The 18,207-nt window shown below is 65.7% G+C and carries 14 protein-coding genes; 13 read left to right on the top strand and 1 reads right to left on the bottom strand.

The window, feature by feature from the left end:
* Nucleotides 1-39: 39 nt before the first annotated feature.
* Nucleotides 40-1,398: an SWIM zinc finger family protein gene (locus AC1DIP_RS12735; protein WP_477733957.1), complete on the top strand. Its 1,359-nt coding sequence runs from the start codon at nt 40-42 to the stop codon at nt 1,396-1,398.
* Nucleotides 1,388-4,051: a hypothetical protein gene (locus AC1DIP_RS12730; RefSeq protein WP_477733956.1), complete on the top strand. Its 2,664-nt coding sequence runs from the start codon at nt 1,388-1,390 to the stop codon at nt 4,049-4,051. Before AC1DIP_RS12735 ends, AC1DIP_RS12730 begins: the two co-directional genes overlap by 11 nt.
* Before the next feature lie 24 nt (nt 4,052-4,075).
* On the opposite strand, the gene AC1DIP_RS12725 is transcribed toward AC1DIP_RS12730, so the two are convergent.
* Nucleotides 4,076-4,702, bottom strand: coding sequence for a hypothetical protein (locus AC1DIP_RS12725; protein WP_477733955.1), 627 nt, complete (start codon nt 4,700-4,702; stop codon nt 4,076-4,078).
* 32 nt (nt 4,703-4,734) lie between these two features.
* Between AC1DIP_RS12725 and AC1DIP_RS12720 the strand changes: the two genes are divergently transcribed.
* The 11 genes from AC1DIP_RS12720 (at nt 4,735) to AC1DIP_RS12670 (ending at nt 18,205) form a co-directional block, all read left to right on the top strand.
* Nucleotides 4,735-5,565 carry an inositol monophosphatase family protein gene (locus AC1DIP_RS12720; protein ID WP_477733954.1) on the top strand — a complete coding sequence of 277 codons (831 nt, stop codon included), beginning with the start codon at nt 4,735-4,737 and terminating at the stop codon, nt 5,563-5,565.
* 83 nt (nt 5,566-5,648) lie between these two features.
* A complete protein-coding gene (gene pcrA, locus AC1DIP_RS12715; RefSeq protein ID WP_477733985.1) occupies nt 5,649-8,192 on the top strand; it encodes a DNA helicase PcrA in 2,544 nt (847 codons plus the stop codon).
* Between the two features lie 22 nt (nt 8,193-8,214).
* Complete coding sequence (locus AC1DIP_RS12710) at nt 8,215-8,922, top strand: hypothetical protein (protein WP_477733953.1); 708 nt, start codon at nt 8,215-8,217, stop codon at nt 8,920-8,922.
* A 224-nt stretch (nt 8,923-9,146) separates the two neighbouring features.
* A complete protein-coding gene (gene sucC, locus AC1DIP_RS12705; RefSeq protein WP_159632837.1) occupies nt 9,147-10,316 on the top strand; it encodes an ADP-forming succinate--CoA ligase subunit beta in 1,170 nt (389 codons plus the stop codon).
* 11 nt (nt 10,317-10,327) lie between these two features.
* Nucleotides 10,328-11,230, top strand: a complete 903-nt coding sequence (gene sucD, locus AC1DIP_RS12700) for a succinate--CoA ligase subunit alpha (protein ID WP_477733952.1) — start codon at nt 10,328-10,330, stop codon at nt 11,228-11,230.
* 183 nt (nt 11,231-11,413) lie between these two features.
* Nucleotides 11,414-12,145 carry a FadR/GntR family transcriptional regulator gene (locus AC1DIP_RS12695; RefSeq protein ID WP_477733951.1) on the top strand — a complete coding sequence of 244 codons (732 nt, stop codon included), beginning with the start codon at nt 11,414-11,416 and terminating at the stop codon, nt 12,143-12,145.
* A gap of 220 nt (nt 12,146-12,365) precedes the next feature.
* Nucleotides 12,366-13,715: an MFS transporter gene (locus AC1DIP_RS12690; RefSeq protein WP_476209457.1), complete on the top strand. Its 1,350-nt coding sequence runs from the start codon at nt 12,366-12,368 to the stop codon at nt 13,713-13,715.
* Nucleotides 13,716-13,724: 9 nt separating this feature from the next.
* A complete protein-coding gene (locus AC1DIP_RS12685) occupies nt 13,725-14,501 on the top strand; it encodes an SDR family NAD(P)-dependent oxidoreductase (protein ID WP_477733950.1) in 777 nt (258 codons plus the stop codon).
* Between the two features lie 120 nt (nt 14,502-14,621).
* Nucleotides 14,622-15,311: a GntR family transcriptional regulator gene (locus AC1DIP_RS12680; protein ID WP_477733949.1), complete on the top strand. Its 690-nt coding sequence runs from the start codon at nt 14,622-14,624 to the stop codon at nt 15,309-15,311.
* A 130-nt stretch (nt 15,312-15,441) separates the two neighbouring features.
* Nucleotides 15,442-16,440 carry a sugar phosphate isomerase/epimerase family protein gene (locus tag AC1DIP_RS12675; RefSeq protein ID WP_477733948.1) on the top strand — a complete coding sequence of 333 codons (999 nt, stop codon included), beginning with the start codon at nt 15,442-15,444 and terminating at the stop codon, nt 16,438-16,440.
* A 43-nt stretch (nt 16,441-16,483) separates the two neighbouring features.
* Nucleotides 16,484-18,205 carry a dihydroxyacetone kinase family protein gene (locus AC1DIP_RS12670; RefSeq protein ID WP_477733947.1) on the top strand — a complete coding sequence of 574 codons (1,722 nt, stop codon included), beginning with the start codon at nt 16,484-16,486 and terminating at the stop codon, nt 18,203-18,205.
* The last annotated feature ends 2 nt before the right edge of the window (nt 18,206-18,207 follow it).

The following is an 18,207-nucleotide window of genomic DNA, read 5'->3' as shown; positions in this document are numbered from 1 at the left end:
CTCCACACCTGTGATCCCCGGACGCCCGGGGCCGCGTCCATGAGCTCCTACCTGGCGGAATCAACGCTTCGGGCGGCCGACCGGGGGAGTTGGCTTCTGCTCGAATCCGCACTGGGAGCCACTCCCCGCGGCCTGGTGCAGAATCCCAATTTCTTCCGGGGATTCGCTGTCCGCCCGGACGTGATGGCCAACGCCCTCCTTGCCGTGGCAGATGTCGCGGCGTCGAGATACTTCGATGCGACGTTCCGCCTCAGCGACGTCCTGGACCCCGTCATGACAGCCAGCGGAGACCGGTTGCGGTGCGAGTCGTTCTCTGCCTGCAACGGTGTCTATGCGCGGCTCGACCTCCTGGCGTCAGGCCTTGACGGCGGCGAGATTGGGTTCGGGACCACCAACGTGGACATCAACGCTGCCCTGCGGTCTGCGCTGGCGAATGTCCACCGCAACGAACTGCTGCATTTGGCCGTTGGCCGCGATGGACTGCTGGTCTCCACGCAGGCGGAAAGCCACTTTGAACGGAAAGTCGAACTTCCGGACCGGTGGGTAAGGGGCTTCGCCGAGACCCCCGGCATCGCTGCGGAAATGTCACACGTGGCCACCCTCACCGGAGCCGCCACTGCCCAGTTCCTGTCGTCGCTTCCATCGGCACGGCCTGGCCGCACGCTTGTATTGCTGCCATCAGCACGAGGATTCCGTGAAGTGACAACGGCGAGGCCGCACTCAGTAACCCTGGCCGGAACAGGACGGCTGGCTGCGGCACGCCGTGTCGCCCGGTTTGCCACCCGCGTGGACATATTCAAGCATGGCGGCGGCTCCAGTGCCTGGGCGTTCCAACTGCCCGGAGCCCACTTCACGTTGCTGCTTTCACCTGCCCCCACGCGGGGCTTTTCCGGGGAAGGCGGGATCCTCGAGTCACTTGCGGTACCTGGAGCGGAGGCTGCCGGGGAGGCCGTGCTGCAGTTTCTGTCATGGCAGTCCGTCGTATCCGCCCGGGAGCTCCGTGCGAAGACCAAGTTGGCGGTGCCCCGAATTACCCAGGGACTTGCGTATCTGGGCGCCTCCGGCAAAGTCGGATTCGATCTGCTTGAGGGGGAGTATTTCCATCGGGAGCTTCCGCTGGACCCCCAACGCACTGTGAAGGACTACCCAAGGCTTGCGGCCGCCCGCAGCATTGTTGCTGCCGGGGGCGTTGTACGCAGGGAGCACTGGTGGGAAGTCTGCAGTGCCGCTGGAACCTATGCGTACCGGATCAGCGGGACCGTCGGGTCCTTCCGGTGTAACTGTCCATGGTGGACCGACAATCGGGGGTCCAGGGGACCCTGCAAGCATGTGTTGGCCGTCGGGCTGCTCTTGTTGGAGGCCGGCGGAAACCGGGAGGGCGGCCCGTATGGCGATTGAGGAGCGCGCCGATCCGACAGCAGTGCAGGTCATCCGGCGTCTTGTCACGGAGGGTGGCCGGAAAGCGGTGCCGGAGTACATCAGGAACCTTCCCTCGTCCGATCTGAAGGAAACCACCGCCTGGTTTGCAAAAAGCGGCCGCAACCTCCTTCGGGATGATACGGACTACCGCTCCGCGGGCACCGTGACCATGGAAAACCTTTACGCCAGCATCAGTGTCAGGGACGTGGTCACCGTTATGGCCAGTTCTCCGCGAAATGCTGCGCGGCTGCTGCCTTGGAGGAATCTCATCTCGAGCCGGAACCAGGAAGTGCTGCTGCTGGTGGATGCCATGGTGGCGAAGGGCGAAGATTGGTGCCGGGAATTTGTCCGAGCGGCGATCATCCGGAATGTAAAAGCGGAACGGGACACGGCCGCTGCCCTCATCCGCCACTGCCTGCCGCTCATTCTCCATTTCAAAATTCCGACCACGGATTTGGAGGCATATCCCCGCCTGTGGGCCTTCTACTATGGCGGCCTCCGGCAGGTCCACGAGGTTTGGGACGAGGAGGCTGCCCGGACATACGTGTATCCCAGCTGGGGAGGGCTCCAATTCCGTATCGGCCCGGCAGGATGCTGCGAGGTTCTCCCACGTACCCAGACACAGCTCTTGGACGTCTTCGACCTCGATGACACTGCACCCGACGCGCTGATGCGATGTTTCGACGTTCCGGATGCGCTGGCACCCCTGAAGGGTTCAGGAGTTGGTGCGGTCCTGTGCAGCTACCTCCGGCGGGGAACCTTGAAACGCGCAGACGTACTCGAACGCGTAGAGCGCGCTTTGTCCCGCTGCGATGGAAGCCCGAACCAACGCCTGCTGGCCGAGGTCCTGGCGGCTGTGAAACCGACGCCGGAAGAAACAGCCGGGATCCTTCCTCTCCTGCTCTCGGTGGTGGCAACGTCTCCCGGATTCTTGTCTTTCCTGGCGTTGGAGCTGCTCTTGGCGGCCCCGCTGAGCGGGAGTGACCTGCAGGAACTCAGCAGCGCCGTGTTTGCAAGGAGCGAGAAGAAGCCGCAGGTTCTGTTGATCCGGCACCTGAAGTCACTCCAGGCCGCCGGGCGTGATGACGACGCCGCACTCCAGATGTGCTGGCAGGCCGCTGCTGGATCCGCTGACCTCAAAATCCGGTCTATGGCCGAATCGGTGGTGGGCGCTCCTGCCCCTGCCATCAGGTACGACCGATTTTCAGTGCAGTCGCTGTGGGCCGCCGGTACCTCCGAGCAGCCGCGTGTTCCACCATATGTGGTGCCTGAAGTGGACACCGAGCGCCCGCTACCATTCTGGGACAGGAATTCACAGCATACGGTGGCCGAGGAGCAGTACCTGGACCTGGTCCTTCGGTCCACGTTTCACGCTCCCCGGGAGGTGCGGGATTGGTACGCCCGGCGGCACCGCCTCCGTCATGATTACTTCGAAGGCCCGCTGTCGGATCGCCTGGCATATCCCGATCCAGAGTCAGTTGTGAGGCTGTGGGCATCAGGTGGATGGGATCTGGCCGGCCACAAGCTCCTCACGGCCAAGGTCCTGGCTGCAGTGTCTGGACCTTTCGATGCGTTTGACTGGTTCTGCCGCCTGAACGCCCTCGATGCTGTCCGCGTCTGCCGCTACAGCGAGCTGGCAGTCCACGCCGGAACGGTCGCATATTCGCTCGCTACCCCCAGCCACTCAGATTTCCGTGTGGATCTGCAGCGGTTGGTGCCGGTGCTCAATTTATATGCCAAAGAAGGCTGGGAATACGGAGAAGCGGACTTCTTCCAGGCACTGTTGCGCCTGGGGCCAGTGGGCAGGGAGCTGGCATCCGAAGTCCCCGAAATTCCCGTTGGCCCCCTGAATGGTTCCGACGACCTGGAGCGGCAGGCGGGACGAATACTGCGGGACTGGGTTGCCGGAGGCGGCTTTGCGCAGCCCGCCGTGGGTGAGGCCGTTGTATTGCCTGTTTCGCTGGACCGGTTCCCTTCCCTCTCGCGCGGCTTGCTGTCAGCGGAGATGTGGACGGGCGATAAGGAGTGGCAGCGGGGTGGTTGGCTGGCGGCTGCGACTGTGGTGCCCTTTTGGCCCGACTTGGGGGCTGTCTGGCATCATGACCGGGCGACTTACGAAGACCTGGTGTGTCGGCGCCAGGGAGAGCTGGCAGGTGCAACCGCTGGTGGACTCGGTCTCTTGACCCACGAGTGGCTGATTACACAACTCGCTGCCACCGAGCCCAAGGACACCGTTGGCACAGTGCTGGAGCTGGCAAGGAGGGGACTGCTGCTCCCGGACCAGTTGGCCCAGGCGGCCCGAAACCAGTTGGATGCGGGCGGGCTGGCCATAGGGCGCCTTACCCGCAATCTTGCATTGGTGGCATACGAAGGGCATCTGGACAGGGTCTGGCCGGTACTGACTGCCTTGGTGGCGGCTGCCGTCGCACGGCCACGGCTGCCTGCCGGTACGGACGGCCTGTTGGCCACCTGTACTGAATTGTGGGCAGCAATTCCACGCGCGCAGAGGACACCGGAAAATGTTCCAGCGGAGTTTGTGGCCGCCGTGCTGCGGGTGGCGGGAGCCAAAACCGGAACGAAAAGCACGCTGGAAGCGAAACGGCTCGCAGCGGACATGGGGATCAACGCTTAGCAGTGCCGCCCGGGCGACGGCTGCCTAGCCCTCTTTCGGCTTCCGGCTGTTGAGGAACACTGCCGCGCCCCCGGCCAGCAGGCTCAGCACCAGAAGCACCCAGCCCGCAATGGTGAGGCCGGATGCCAAAGCCACCTGGCCGGCGTCGGGACCTTCCGTGCCCATCATGGCGTCAATGGCCACATTGCCCCACAGCCGCACCACCACGAACAGCATGGGCAACGCCCAGAGCGCCCAGCGCACCGCCTTCTGTGCCACGTTGGTCCCGATGAGCAGCAGCCAGGTGAATCCAAAGATCAGCGGGAAGAGGGTGCCCGCGGTCTTGTGGACGTAGTTCAGCTGGCCCAGGGCGTCGCTGTTCATGACCCCCTGCAGCCGGCCGATGTAGCCGGCGTCAAAACCGCCAACCAACGAATCGGGCATGGCCATGTCCTCGGAGAGCTGCGTGAGCTGGGTCAGGGTCAGCAGGTGCAGGTACCAGAACAGGAACAGGCTGGCCACCACGCCGGCAATGACGATCAGGTTGCTGTTACCCTGCGCCTTTTCCGGCGTGCGCGCAGTGGTGGGGTTGACCACCGGCGGCAGGTGGTGTTGCGGCACCGCCGCGTTGGCGCCGTGCTTCTTGATCCGCTGGGCAGGGGTTTTGGCCATGCCACCATTATCCCGCCCCATAAACTGAACCCATGACCACAGGCCGACACAGCGCAGCTGTTCTTGACCCCTCATTGGACGACTACGAACTGGCCTCGGCGCTGGTCCGTGAAGCCGGACAGCTGGCGCTCCTCATGCGCATGGCCGGCCTGCAGTCTGAACAAAAGACCTCCGTCTCCGATGTGGTGACCGCGGCGGACCGCGCCGCGGAGGCTTACGTGCTGGAACAGCTCCAGCGCTGCCGGCCGGAGGACGGCATCCTGGGCGAGGAAGGCGCCTCCGTCCAGGGAACCAGTGGCCGCACCTGGGTGATCGACCCAGTGGACGGCACCTACAACTTCCTGCACGGCTCCACCTACTGGTGCTCCGCCATCGCGCTCAAGGACCGCCGCGATGTGCTGCTGGGCGCCGTCTTCCAGTCTGAAGAGGACAAGCTGTGGCTTGGCGGGCATGACCGGCGGGCGACGCTCAACGGCGATCTGCTGGCTGCATTCACGGAGGACGGAGGCAGGCGCAACACCACCGGCGTTGCCGAACTCGGCGCAGCCACCTACATCCACCCCACCTGGTTGATGGATCCGATGTGTGCCATGCCGTGGCACGCCGCGGCCACCTCCGCGGCATCCCTCCGCATGCTCGGATCCGGTTCCTGCGACCTGGGCCGGGTAGCCGACGGGCAGCTAGGGTGCTGGTTCCAGCACAGCTGCCCGGAATGGGACTGGCTGCCGGGCAAGGCGATCGTCCTTGCGGCCGGCGGGGCCGTGGACACCGTCCGGGTCAACGGGCTTGAGTGGTTCATCGCAGGAGGAACGACGGCGGTCCGCGAGTTGCGTGCGGCCCTCGAGTCAGGCTCGGTGGCCTGAAGCAATCGCCCGCGCCGCGGGAGTAATCCACAGCCTGGAAGGCGTTGTCGGTCCCACCGCCTAGACTTGTAGGCACCATGGATATGTTGTTTGACCCGTACTCTGACGGACCGTTCAAGGCCGCTCCCGCCTCCACCGCCCGCACCAGGACGGAGCCTGAGGGCGTTGCCACCACGGCAGGGCCGGGCGGAACGCCGGGTCTGCAGGAGGGCGGTTTTCACCGCCCAGGCGGCTGGCAACAGTCCAACGGGAACGCCGGGGACCGGCACGACGACGGCCACCATGGCAGGCGCCGCCCGGATGCTGCCCAATTGCTGGAAGGGCTGAACCCGCAGCAGGAGGAAGCGGTCAAGCACGGCGGATCGGCGCTGCTGATCGTCGCCGGAGCGGGCTCGGGCAAGACCCGCGTGCTCAGTAACCGGATTGCCTACCTGATCGCCACCGGCCGCGCGCACCACGGCGAAATCCTGGCCATTACGTTCACCAACAAGGCGGCCGCGGAAATGCGGGAGCGCATTGAGGCGCTGGTGGGCGGACGCGCCAAGATCATGTGGATCTCCACGTTCCACTCGTCCTGCGTCCGGATCCTGCGGCAGGAAGCGGCGAACGTCGGCCTGAAATCCAACTTCTCCATTTACGACTCCGCCGACTCCCTTCGCCTGGTAACCCAGGTTTCCAAATCCCTTGACCTGGACCCCAAGAAGTTTGCGCCCAAGGCCATCCAGCACAAGATATCCGCGCTGAAGAATGAGCTCATCGACGCCGACTCCTTTGCCTCGGAAGCCAACTACAACGACCCCTTCGAACACGCGGTGGCGGACGTCTACAAGGGCTACACGCAGCGCCTCAGGCAGGCCAATGCCATGGACTTCGACGACCTCATCGCCGAGACCGTCTACATGTTCCGCGCCTTCCCGGCCTTGGCAGAGTCCTACCGCCGCCGGTTCCGCCACGTCCTGGTGGACGAGTACCAGGACACCAACCACGCCCAGTACGCGCTGGTCAGGGAGATCGTGGGCGAGGGCCCCGGCGCGTCGGAGCTTACCGTTGTGGGCGACTCGGACCAGTCCATCTACGCCTTCCGCGGCGCAGACATCCGGAACATCGTGGAGTTCGAAAAGGACTACCCCGAGGCGCGGACCATCAAGCTGGAGCAGAACTACCGCTCCACCCAGAACATCCTGAGCGCCGCCAACTCGGTGATCTCGCGCAACCCCAACAGGCCGGAGAAACGGCTGTGGACCGCCGAAGGCGAAGGCCACAAAATCATCGGCTACGTTGGCGAAAATGAACACGACGAAGCGCAGTTCATCGCCAAGGAGATCGACCGGCTCCAAGACGAGGAGAACCTCCGCCCGGGCGACGTCGCCGTCTTCTACCGCACCAACGCCCAGTCCCGCTCCATCGAGGACGTGCTGGTGCGCGTGGGCCTGCCCTACAAGGTGGTGGGCGGCACCCGCTTCTACGAGCGCAAGGAAATCAAGGACGCCCTGGCCTACCTGCGCGTCCTGGTAAACCCGGACGACGACGTCAACCTCCGCCGGGTGCTGAACGAACCCAAGCGGGGCATCGGCGACCGTGCCGAAGGCGCCGTGGCGGCCCTCGCCAGCCGCGAACGCACGTCCTTCATGGCGGCCGCCCGCCGCGCGGACCAGGCTCCGGGCATGGCCACCCGTTCTGTCAACGCCGTCCTGGGCTTCGTGAAAATGCTGGACGACCTCGCCGAGGTGGCCGCCGGGTCCGGGGCTGCCGCGGCACTCGAAGCGGTCCTTGAACAGACCGGCTACCTCGCCGCGCTGCGCTCCAGCACCGATCCGCAGGACGAGTCCCGGGTGGAAAACCTCGCCGAACTCGTGGCCGTGGTGCGCGAGTACGAACAGGAGAATCCGGAGGGCAGCCTGGGCGCCTTCCTGGAACAGGTGTCCCTCGTGGCAGACGCCGACCAGATCCCGGATGCCCCCGGCGCGGACATTGACGCCGCCGTGGCCGAGGCCAAACGGCTGGGCGTGGTGACGCTGATGACCCTGCACACGGCCAAGGGCCTGGAGTTCCCGGTGGTATTCCTGACCGGCATGGAACACGGGCTCTTCCCGCACCAGCGCTCAGCCACCGACCCCAAGGAGCTCGCCGAGGAACGCCGGCTGGCCTACGTGGGGCTCACCCGTGCCCGGAAGCGGCTGTACGTGACCAGGTCCGAGGTACGCAGCATGTGGGGCCAGAGCCAGTACAACCCCGCCAGCCAGTTCCTCGAGGAAATCCCCGCAGAGCTCCTGGAATGGAAACGGGAGGGAACCAGCCGGCAGTCGTGGGCGGGCGGCGGTTCGATTGGTTCGGGCCGGTACAGCGGGTCCTTCTGGGGGGCCGGCACCTCCCGGGGAGCCGCCGCAGACTCATCGGCCGGCTTCAACGCCGACGTCCCGGCTTTCATCGCCAAGAACAGGGTGCAGCCGCAAAAGGAGATCATTGCCGTCAGTGTGGGGGACAAGGTCAACCACACCAGCTTCGGCAACGGAACGGTCCTGGCCCTTGAAGGAGCCGGAGACAAGACCGTGGCGAAGGTAAAGTTCGACGTCGGCGAAAAGCGCCTGCTCCTGCGCTACGCCCCGCTCACCAAACTCGACGCCTGATGAGCGCCCCAGCCCGGGCATAATGGAGGCCATGCGACGGACTGTATGGGGGATGCTCGCCGCCCTTTTCCTTATCATTGCCACAGGCTGCACGGTGACCACCAAAGACCCTGCCTACGTTCCGCCGGCTCCGCTGCAACCCATGGAGCAGCTGGAAAAGGCACCGCTGGCTGATGCGAAGACATTCTCCAGCGGCGACGACGTCCTCTCTTTCATCACCGCCGACCGGACGGTCGCGTGCTCGCTCACGTCCGCCCGCGGGGAACACCTGAACCTGCCCTACGAGCAGAACCGCTACAGCGACGCCGCCAACAACAAGCTGCCCATTGTGCCGGTAGCCCACTGCGAGCTCGCCACCTATCCGGCGCTCCAGCCAGGCGACACCAAGGGCGACTGCGCCGGAACCCATTTGGGCTACCTGGGCGGCGTGGCCCTCCTCACGCCGGACACCGCCCGCTACGGCGAATGCCGCTCCGGCGTCACATCCATGGAAGCCGCTTTCGGACCCAAGGGGAGCAAGGCAGGGCCCCTGGCCCAGCTGCCTGTACTGGCGGACGGGCAGAACCTGGAACGCAACGGGCTGCGCTGCTCCGCGTACAACCGCGGTGTGGCATGCGGAAACGTCTCTGCCGGCGTCGGATTCTTCGTTTCGCCCAAACGTTACGAGCTGATTCAGGGGCCGGCCAAAACCAGCCAGCCGCCGCAGCCCGAGGGCCAAAAAACCCCGTAAATCCGCGGTTTTTCTACCGTCCATAGAATAGTGTGCTTACTCACATAAGGGGTAGTCTGGGACGGCCCGGTCCCTCCAAAGGACTAGAGTTCCCAGTGGAGCATTACGCCGCGTGGCTCGTTTCCAGACAGGCCGCCGGTGCGTGCAATCCGCAGCCCGGTCATCGTCGTACAGATGGTGTCCGACTGTACAGAAACTACTTCGACGTAGAAGGACACTAAACCGTGGACCTGTTTGAATACCAGGCGCGCGATATGTTCGAGGCGCACGGTGTACCCGTGCTTGCCGGCATCGTGGCGTACACACCAGAAGAAGCAAAGGCAGCTGCCGAAAAGATCGGCGGCGTTACCGTTGTCAAGGCACAGGTCAAGGTAGGCGGCCGCGGAAAGGCCGGCGGCGTCAAGGTCGCAAAGTCCGCTGATGAGGCGTTTGAGCACGCCACCAACATCCTGGGCATGGACATCAAGGGCCACACCGTCAAAAAGGTGATGATCGCCCAGGGTGCAGACATCGCCGAGGAGTTCTACTTCTCCGTCCTGCTGGACCGCGCCAACCGCAACTACCTTGCCATGTGCTCGGTTGAAGGCGGCATGGAGATCGAACAGCTCGCCGTCGAACGTCCCGAAGCGCTGGCCAAGATCGCCATCGATCCCGCTGTGGGCATCGACCAGGCCAAGGCCGACGAAATCGTCGCAGCCGCAGGCTTCGCCGAGGAACTGCGCGGCAAGGTCGCCGCCGTGATCCTCAAGCTCTGGGATGTCTTCAAGAAGGAAGACGCCACCCTGGTGGAGGTCAACCCGCTGGTCAAGACCGGCGCCGGCGACATCGTGGCACTGGACGGCAAGGTCTCCCTGGACGAGAACGCCGACTTCCGCCACGCGAAGCACGCGCAGCTCGAGGACAAGGACGCTGCCGACCCGCTGGAGGCCAAGGCAAAGGCGCAGGACCTCAACTACGTCAAGCTCGACGGCGAAGTGGGCATCATCGGCAACGGTGCAGGCCTGGTCATGTCCACCCTGGACGTCGTTGCCTACGCCGGTGAAAACCACGGCAACGTCAAGCCCGCCAACTTCCTGGACATCGGCGGTGGAGCCTCGGCCGAGGTCATGGCCGCCGGCCTGGACGTCATCCTGGGCGACGAGCAGGTCAAGTCCGTGTTCGTCAACGTCTTCGGCGGCATCACCGCATGCGACGCCGTCGCCAAGGGCATCGTCGGCGCACTGGCCGAACTGGGCCACACTGCCAACAAGCCGCTGGTAGTCCGCCTCGACGGCAACAACGTCGAGGAAGGCCGCCGCATCCTCAACGAGGCCAACCACCCGCTGGTTACCCTGGCCGCCACCATGGACGAGGGCGCCGACAAGGCCGCCGAGCTCGCCAACGCAGCGAAGTAAAGGGACGCACCATGTCTATCTATCTGAACAAAGACTCCAAGGTCATCGTCCAGGGCATCACCGGCGGCGAAGGCACCAAGCACACCGCCCTGATGCTCAAGGCCGGCACCAACATTGTTGGCGGCGTCAACGCCCGCAAGGCCGGCACCACGGTCCTGCACGGCGAGAAGGAGATCAACGTCTACGGCACCGTCAAGGATGCCATGGCTGAAACCGGCGCCGACGTCTCCATCGTCTTCGTTCCGCCGGCATTCACCAAGAACGCCGTCGTCGAAGCCATCGAGGCCGGCATCGGCCTGGTCGTCGTCATCACCGAAGGCGTTCCCGTCCAGGACTCCGCCGAATTCTGGGCCCTGGCCCAGTCCAAGGTGGACGCCGACGGCAACCAGGTCACCCGCATCATCGGCCCGAACTGCCCCGGCATCATCACCCCCGGCGAAGCGCTGGTTGGCATCACCCCGGCCAACATCACCGGCAAGGGCCCCATCGGCCTGGTTTCCAAGTCCGGCACGCTGACTTACCAGATGATGTACGAACTGCGCGACCTGGGCTTCTCCACCGCCATCGGCATCGGCGGCGACCCCATCATCGGCACCACGCACATCGACGCCCTGGCCGCGTTCGAGGCTGACCCCGAGACCAAGGCCATCGTCATGATCGGCGAGATCGGCGGCGACGCTGAAGAGCGCGCAGCCGACTTCATCAAGGCCAACGTCACCAAGCCGGTCGTCGGCTACGTTGCCGGCTTCACCGCCCCGGAGGGCAAGACCATGGGCCACGCCGGCGCCATCGTCTCCGGCTCCGCAGGCACCGCACAGGCCAAGAAGGAAGCCCTCGAGGCTGCCGGCGTGAAGGTCGGCAAGACGCCGTCCGAGACCGCCAAGCTGCTCCGCGAGGTCTACGCCGCCCTGTAGGCAGCACGTCACGACGCGGGGCCACCCTCGGTCCGTTTCCAGTCATGGGACGGACCTGCGGGTGGCCCCGCGTTCGTTGTTTAACGAATGGCGACGGCGGCGGGCGGCGCTTGCCCAACCCCGTCGAGTAATGTTGGGACAGGAAAAACAGGGCGCCCCGGGCGCGCAGGCAGGGGATTACCGATGGCAGAAAAACGACCCACCCTGGTCGACGCCGTCGTGGACAAGGTCCTCGAGCACATCATCAGCGGGGAAATAAAGGCCGACGACGCCCTGCCGCCTGAGGCCGACATCGCCAAGGAATCCGGTGTCAGCAGGCTGACGGCCCGGGAAGCCATGAAGGTGCTCAAAGCGCAGGACGTTGTCTACGTCAAGCGTGGCCTGGGCACCTTCGTCAACCCGCCGGAGCGCTGGACCGGGCTGGACGCCATCATGCGCGCAGCGTCCAGGGGAGTGGCCTCCGACCAGGTGGCGCTGCGCCTGCTGGAAGTGCGCCGCATGGTGGAGACCGGAGCGGCCGAGCTCGCTGCCTCCCGCCACCGGCCTGCCGATCTCACCGCCCTGCAGGACAGTGTGAAGCAAATGGAAGCGGCACACCAGGCCGGGGACGTGGACGCGCTGACCGTAGCCGACATCGCCTTCCACGACACCGTGCTGCGCGCCTCCGGAAACCCGTTCGTGCCCGCCCTGCTGGGGCAGCTCTCCACCCTGCTGTACGCCATGCGCAGGGAAACTTCAGCCTTCCCGGACGTGCAGCGCCACGCCATCCACCACCACAAGATGGTCCTTGCCGCCATTGCCGCCGGCGACCCCGCCACGGCCCGCTCCACCATGGATGCCCACATCACCCAGACCTTTGAGGACTACGAGCAGTTCCTCGCCATGTCCAGCCGGACCGGAACGACGGCCCGCTAGGAACCCCTCCGGCGCAGCCCCTGCCGGGGGAACACTCGATTCAGATCCATGGAGCGGACTGCCGCGCGCCTGGTGTTGACGGCCACATTTACCTGTGACTAGAATCTCAGTCAGACATCAGACATCTGATGTCACCCCCGAAAATGCCGCCAGCCAAAGGAGTCTTCATGCGCGCGCATTCCCCTTTTGAGGGTCCCCACACCACCACCGGAGGCCTGCGATGACCTCCCGTGCCACTGCCCCCGCACTCAGCCAACTGGGCGAGACCACCCTCCGCAAGGTCCGCCGGCGGCTGATGCCCCTAATCGTCCTTCTTTACTTCATCGCCTACCTGGACCGGAACAATGTGGGCTTCGCCAAGCTCGGCATGCAGGGCGACATCGGCCTGACCGAGGCTGCCTACGGCCTGGGCGCCGGCATCTTCTTCCTGGGCTACGCCCTGCTGGAGATCCCATCGAACGGCGGCATGTACCGCTTCGGCGCCCGCAAATGGATCGCCCGCATCCTGATCAGCTGGGGCATCTTCGCCACCGCCATGTTCCTGGTGAACGGTGAAGCGACCTTCTACGTCATCCGCTTCCTCCTCGGTGCGGCAGAGGCCGGCTTCTTCCCGGCGATCCTGTTTTACCTGACGCTGTGGTTCCCGGCAGCGCAGCGCGTGACCGTGCTGGGCATCTTCATCCTCGCCCAGCCCATCTCCAACGCCCTCGGCGCCCCGGTATCCGGCATGCTCCTGAACCTGGAAGGGGTGGCCGGCCTGCACGGCTGGCAGTGGCTCTACATCCTCGAAGGCATCCCGGCCATCATCCTGGGCATCATCACGCCGTTCGTCATGACGGACCGCCCCGAACACGCCAAGTGGCTCAAGCCCGAAGAGCGTGAATGGCTCTCCACCACCATGGCTGCGGAGTTGGCGGACAAGCAGAAGGCCGGAAACCACAACTTCCTCGCCGGCCTGAAGGACCCCCGCACCATTGCCTACTCGGCGCTGTATTTCGGCCTGGTCTGCGGCATCTACGGCCTGGGACTCTGGCTGCCCACCATCGTCAAGGCGCTGGGCAAGTTCGACTCAACGCAGGTGGGGTTCATTGTCTTCATCCCGTACGCCATCGCAGCGGTGTTCGTCTACTTCTGGAGCAAGAGGTCGGACCGTACAGGCAACCGCGTCTGGCACGCCAGCGTCAGCATGGTGCTTGCCGCCGTCGGCCTCCTGGGAGCCGGCTTCCTGCTCCCCGTCAACGCCGTACTCGCCATGGTCTTCCTGACCCTGGCAGCCATGGGCATCTACTCCGCGATCGCGCCCTTCCTGGCCATGCCGTCCGCCGCCCTCACCGGCGCCGCCGCGGCCGCCGGACTGGCCATGGTCAACTCGCTCGGCAACCTGGGCGGCTTCGTGGCCCCCTACATCGTGGGCATCCTCAAGGACGCCACCGGAAACTCCCAGACCGGCCTGGTGTTCCTGGCCGCCTGCCTCGCCGTGACCGCCGTCGCCACCTACCTTTACGCACGCAACCGGCCGGAAGGTGTCTCCGCGCCCGGAGCCACCGTTCCTGCCACCAAGACCCACTAGGAAACAGCCATGACTACAGAGCACGCATTCCCCGCAGAACGCACCGCGGTCCTGACCGGGGCAGCATCGGCCCGGGGCATTGGCCGGGCCACCGCAGACCGGCTGGCCAGCCAGGGCTGGTCCATCGCCGTCCTGGACATCAACGCCGAGGACGCCAAGGCGGCAGCGGCGGAAATCGGCTCCAGCCGTGCCGTCAAGGCGATCGGCGTGGGCGCCGACGTCTCGGACGAGGCCTCGGTGGACCGGGCCATTACGGAAATCGAGCAGTCCCTGCCGCCCATCGTGGGACTGGTCAACCTGGCCGGAATCAGTTCCCCCACGCCCTTCATGGAAACCACCGTGGCGGAATGGGACAAGGTCTTCGCCATCAACATGCGTGGCACCTTCGTGGTGTCCCAGCGCGTCCTCAAGGGCATGATTGAGCGGGAACTCGGGCGGATCGTCAGCATCTCCTCCATCTCCGCCCAGCGCGGCGGAGGTACCTACTCCAAGGTCGCCTACAGTGCTTCCAAGGCCGGCATCCTCGGGTTCACCCGTGCGCTGGCCCGCGAAGTGGGCGGGCACAACGTCACGGTGAACGCCATCGCGCCCGGCCCGATCGACACGGACATCATGGGTGGAACGCTGAGTGACGAGCGCAAGGCCCAGATGTCTGAAGGGATCATGATGGGCCGGGTAGGAACCCGTGAGGAAGTGGCTGCCCTGATCGCGTTCCTCCTCAGCGAGGATGCCGGCTACATCACGGCCGCGACCTATGACATCAACGGCGGCCTGCAGGTTTCCTGACGCTCCTCTTTTCCTGGCACCCCGGCGCACGGTGCCGTACGGCCCGCCGGCCGCACGGCGCCGAGGCCGGGACGCCTTATCCGCAACGTCCCGCCCCTGCAGCGGCTATAGGATTTCTACATGGCAACCAAGAACCAGGCCACCGGCGGGGTGAGCAGGCAGGTCCTCGCGGACCACGTCTACGAGGCGCTTTTGGTTGCCCTCATGGACGGCCGGCTGGAAGCAGGCACGCCGGTCAGTATTGACGGGATGGCCAGGGAGCTGGATGTCTCGCCGACGCCTGTGAGGGAGGCGCTTGCCCGGCTGGAAGCCACCGGCATGGTCCGGAGGATGGCGCTGCGGGGCTACCGGGTAGCCCCGCTGTTTTCTCCGGAAGAGCTGGCGGACCTGATGGACGCCCGGCTGGTGATCGAACCGGCCAACGCCTTCATGGCCTGCAAGCACGCAGACGAGGAACTGACCGGGCAGCTCCAGCAGGCCATCGAGGACCTGAAGGCCGCGCCGCGCGGCCCGTCCTTTGCCGAGTTCCGGGCCTACTGGGAAGCGGACGAACGCTTCCACCGGCTCATTGCCGAGTCGGCGGACAACCAGTTCCTGCTGTCCGCCTACAACGCCCTGGGCGGCCAGGTGCAGCGTTTCCGCTTCTTCGGGGGCCTCGGCGTCACCGACGCCGACTACGCCATCGCCGAACATACCGAGATTCTCAAAGCCTTTGAAGCCGGCGACGCCGAACTCGCCCGGCAAAAAATGATCGACCACATCGAGGGCGTCAAGCAGCGCTCGCAGCACGATAGCGAAGTGCGCAGCTAGCAGCACGCCCAGGGGCCGGCAGGGCCCCTCATCCTCGACTCCACCCCGGGGAGTCCACCAATAAACCCTTGACAGGATCCACAAGCAGCGTAGATCCTATAGGAAATGCGATTTATGATCTGGAGTGACAATGCCGTACACCGCTGAAAACTGGCCCATCGCCGCCGCCCTGCTGCAGTTCCCCGGAACCAGGCCCGACGGAACCACCGTCCAGGATGCCCCCGCCAGCGACTGGCAGCAGGTCTTCGAGGAAGTGGCCGACGCCGGTTTCACCAACGCCGACCTCACCGACAGCTGGGTCCGCCCCGGCGACCTCTCCAGCGCCCGGCTGGACGAACTGAAGGCCGCCGCCACGGCCGCCGGCCTTGGACTTCCCTCCATCTCCGCCATCCGCCGCAGCGTGATCGAGGAAGGCAACTGGGAAGACAACCTGGCCTACACCCACCGCACCCTCGAAGCCGCAGCACAGCTTGGCTGCGAGGTTGTCTCGATCGGGCTCCACCAGGCCATCACCCCCGAGCAGCGGAAGCAGCTGTGGTTCTGGACCGTCGAGGGCCACAAGGACCCGGTGGGTGACAAGGAAAGCTGGAACAACGCCGTCACCCGCATCCGGGAAGTGGGCAAGCACGCCGCCGAACTTGGCCTCCTGGTGTCCCTGGAAATGTACGAGGACACCTACCTGGGCACCGGCGATTCCTCCGTGCAGCTGGTCCAGGACATCGACCTGCCCAACGTGGGGCTGAACCCGGACCTGGGCAACCTGATCCGGCTGCACCGCCCCATCGAGGACTGGCGCGAACTGGTGCACAAGACCCTGCCGTACTCCAACTACTGGCACGTCAAGAACTACATCCGCGATGAAAACCAGGCCCGGAACCAGTACGTCGCCATGCCGGCCCCCATGGAATCGGGCCTCATCAGCTACCGCGAGGCCTTCCAGTTCGCCATCTCCGTCGGCTTCCAGGGCATCATCTGCACCGAGCACTACGGTGGCGACGGACTGAGCGTCACCGCCGCCAACCAGGACTACCTGCGCCGGCAGGTCCTGCCCAAGCGGGACGGCTACGCCCTGGGCACCAGCCTGGTGGCCCAGGGCCGGCAAACTCCGGCGGCAGTCCCCGCACGCTAGCCGGCAGGCACCCCAACCGAGACAACCGGTTCAACGAGGAATCATGACAAAGATATTTGACGATCCAGCGCAGTTCGCAGACGACGCCCTCGACGGCTTCGTGGCCGCCAACCGCCAGTACGTTGCGCGCGTTGACGGCGGCGTTGTCCGCTCCACCGAATCACCCGCCGGCCAGGTGGCACTGGTCATCGGCGGGGGATCGGGCCACTACCCGGCCTTCGCCGGCCTGGTGGGGGCCGGGCTGGCGGCCGGGAGCGCCTGCGGCAACATGTTTGCCTCCCCCTCCGCGGGGCAGGTGTACCGCGTGGCCAAGGCATCCCAGGCCGGCGGGGGAGTCCTGCTCAGCTACGGAAACTACGCCGGGGACGTCCTCCACTTCGGCCAGGCCCAGGACAAACTGAACGCCGAAGGCATCGAAACCCGGACCGTCCTGGTCACCGATGACATCGCCAGCGCTCCGCTGGAAGAAATCGCCAAGCGCCGTGGCATCGCCGGGGACCTGACAGTCTTCAAGGTGGCCGGCGCGGCAGCGGAAGCCGGCCTGGACCTGGACGAGGTGGAGCGCCTCGCCATCAAGGCCAACCACCACACCCGCTCGCTCGGCGTTGCCTTTGCCGGCTGCACCCTGCCCGGAGCAGCCGAACCTCTGTTCACCGTGCCCGACGGCATGATGTCCGTGGGGCTCGGCATCCATGGTGAACCGGGCATCTCCGAGCAGCCGCTTCCTACCGCGAGCGAGCTGGCGAAGCTCCTGGTGGAGGGCCTGCTGAAGGACAAGCCGGAAGAAGCAGGCACCCGAGTGGTGCCGATCCTGAACGGCCTGGGAACGGTCAAATACGACGAACTCTTCCTGCTGTTCGGCAAGATCGAGGCGCTGCTGACAGGGGCCGGACTGGAGATCGTGGAGCCGGAGTGCGGCGAACTGGTAACCAGCCTGGACATGTCCGGACTGTCCCTGACGCTGTTCTGGCTGGACGCGGAACTGGAGAAATTCTGGGCCGCGCCGGCCGACACCCCCGCCTTCCGCAAAGGCAACCTGGCCCCGCGCCGTGCCCGGTCCGTGGAGTCCCTCGCCGAGGCGGGAACGGCGCCGGCGCTGGCCACCACCCCGGCGTCGACTGCCCTGGCCGCCACGGCGGTGGGCGCGCTGAAGGAAGCCCGGTCCGTCGTCGTCGAACATGAGGATGCGCTTGGGAAACTGGACGCCATCGCCGGGGACGGCGACCACGGCATCGGCATGCGCCGCGGCGTTGATGCCGCCGTGGCCGCCGCCGAGAAGTCCCACGCGGCCGGCGCGGGGCTCGAGGAACTCCTCACCGCAGCGGGGGAGCAGTGGGCCGAACGCGCCGGCGGAACCTCCGGGGCCCTCTGGGGCGCTGCCGTCACCGCCGTCGGCAGGACCCTTGGCAGCAAGGACTCCTACACCGCGGCAGACGCAGCCGCCGCGGTCAACGCCCTCCGCGATGCCATCATCACCCTGGGCAAGGCCGAAGCCGGGGACAAGACCATGGTGGACGCGCTGCTTCCGTTCGCCGAGACCTTCAACCGGGCAATAGACGACGGCGGCAGCCTGGCCGGGAGCCTCCGTGCAGCAGCGGAGGCGGCAGCAAAAGCCGCTGACGAGACCGCCGGGCTCAGCCCGAAGAAGGGCCGTGCCCGGCCCCTGGCCGAAAAGAGCCTGGGCCACCCCGACCCCGGTGCTGTGTCCTTCGGCCTCATCGCCCGCAGGATGGCCGATTACGCCGCCACCATCGAAAGCCACTAAAG

The organism is Pseudarthrobacter sp. 05T312 (assembly GCF_056396685.1).
Note: the sequence above shows the minus strand (reverse complement) of the source record. Positions and strands in the feature narration are given on the sequence as shown.

Excerpts from the sequence above, each read along its gene's own strand:
- AC1DIP_RS12735 (WP_477733957.1), top strand. The coding sequence starts at position 40 with ATGAGCTCCTACCTGGCGGAATCAACGCTTCGGGCGGCCGACCGGGGG.
- AC1DIP_RS12730 (WP_477733956.1), top strand. The coding sequence starts at position 1,388 with ATGGCGATTGAGGAGCGCGCCGATCCGACAGCAGTGCAGGTCATCCGG.
- AC1DIP_RS12725 (WP_477733955.1), bottom strand. The coding sequence starts at position 4,702 with ATGGCCAAAACCCCTGCCCAGCGGATCAAGAAGCACGGCGCCAACGCG.
- AC1DIP_RS12720 (WP_477733954.1), top strand. The coding sequence starts at position 4,735 with ATGACCACAGGCCGACACAGCGCAGCTGTTCTTGACCCCTCATTGGAC.
- pcrA (WP_477733985.1), top strand. The coding sequence starts at position 5,649 with ATGTTGTTTGACCCGTACTCTGACGGACCGTTCAAGGCCGCTCCCGCC.
- AC1DIP_RS12710 (WP_477733953.1), top strand. The coding sequence starts at position 8,215 with ATGGAGGCCATGCGACGGACTGTATGGGGGATGCTCGCCGCCCTTTTC.
- sucD (WP_477733952.1), top strand. The coding sequence starts at position 10,328 with ATGTCTATCTATCTGAACAAAGACTCCAAGGTCATCGTCCAGGGCATC.
- AC1DIP_RS12695 (WP_477733951.1), top strand. The coding sequence starts at position 11,414 with ATGGCAGAAAAACGACCCACCCTGGTCGACGCCGTCGTGGACAAGGTC.
- AC1DIP_RS12690 (WP_476209457.1), top strand. The coding sequence starts at position 12,366 with ATGACCTCCCGTGCCACTGCCCCCGCACTCAGCCAACTGGGCGAGACC.
- AC1DIP_RS12685 (WP_477733950.1), top strand. The coding sequence starts at position 13,725 with ATGACTACAGAGCACGCATTCCCCGCAGAACGCACCGCGGTCCTGACC.
- AC1DIP_RS12680 (WP_477733949.1), top strand. The coding sequence starts at position 14,622 with ATGGCAACCAAGAACCAGGCCACCGGCGGGGTGAGCAGGCAGGTCCTC.
- AC1DIP_RS12675 (WP_477733948.1), top strand. The coding sequence starts at position 15,442 with ATGCCGTACACCGCTGAAAACTGGCCCATCGCCGCCGCCCTGCTGCAG.
- AC1DIP_RS12670 (WP_477733947.1), top strand. The coding sequence starts at position 16,484 with ATGACAAAGATATTTGACGATCCAGCGCAGTTCGCAGACGACGCCCTC.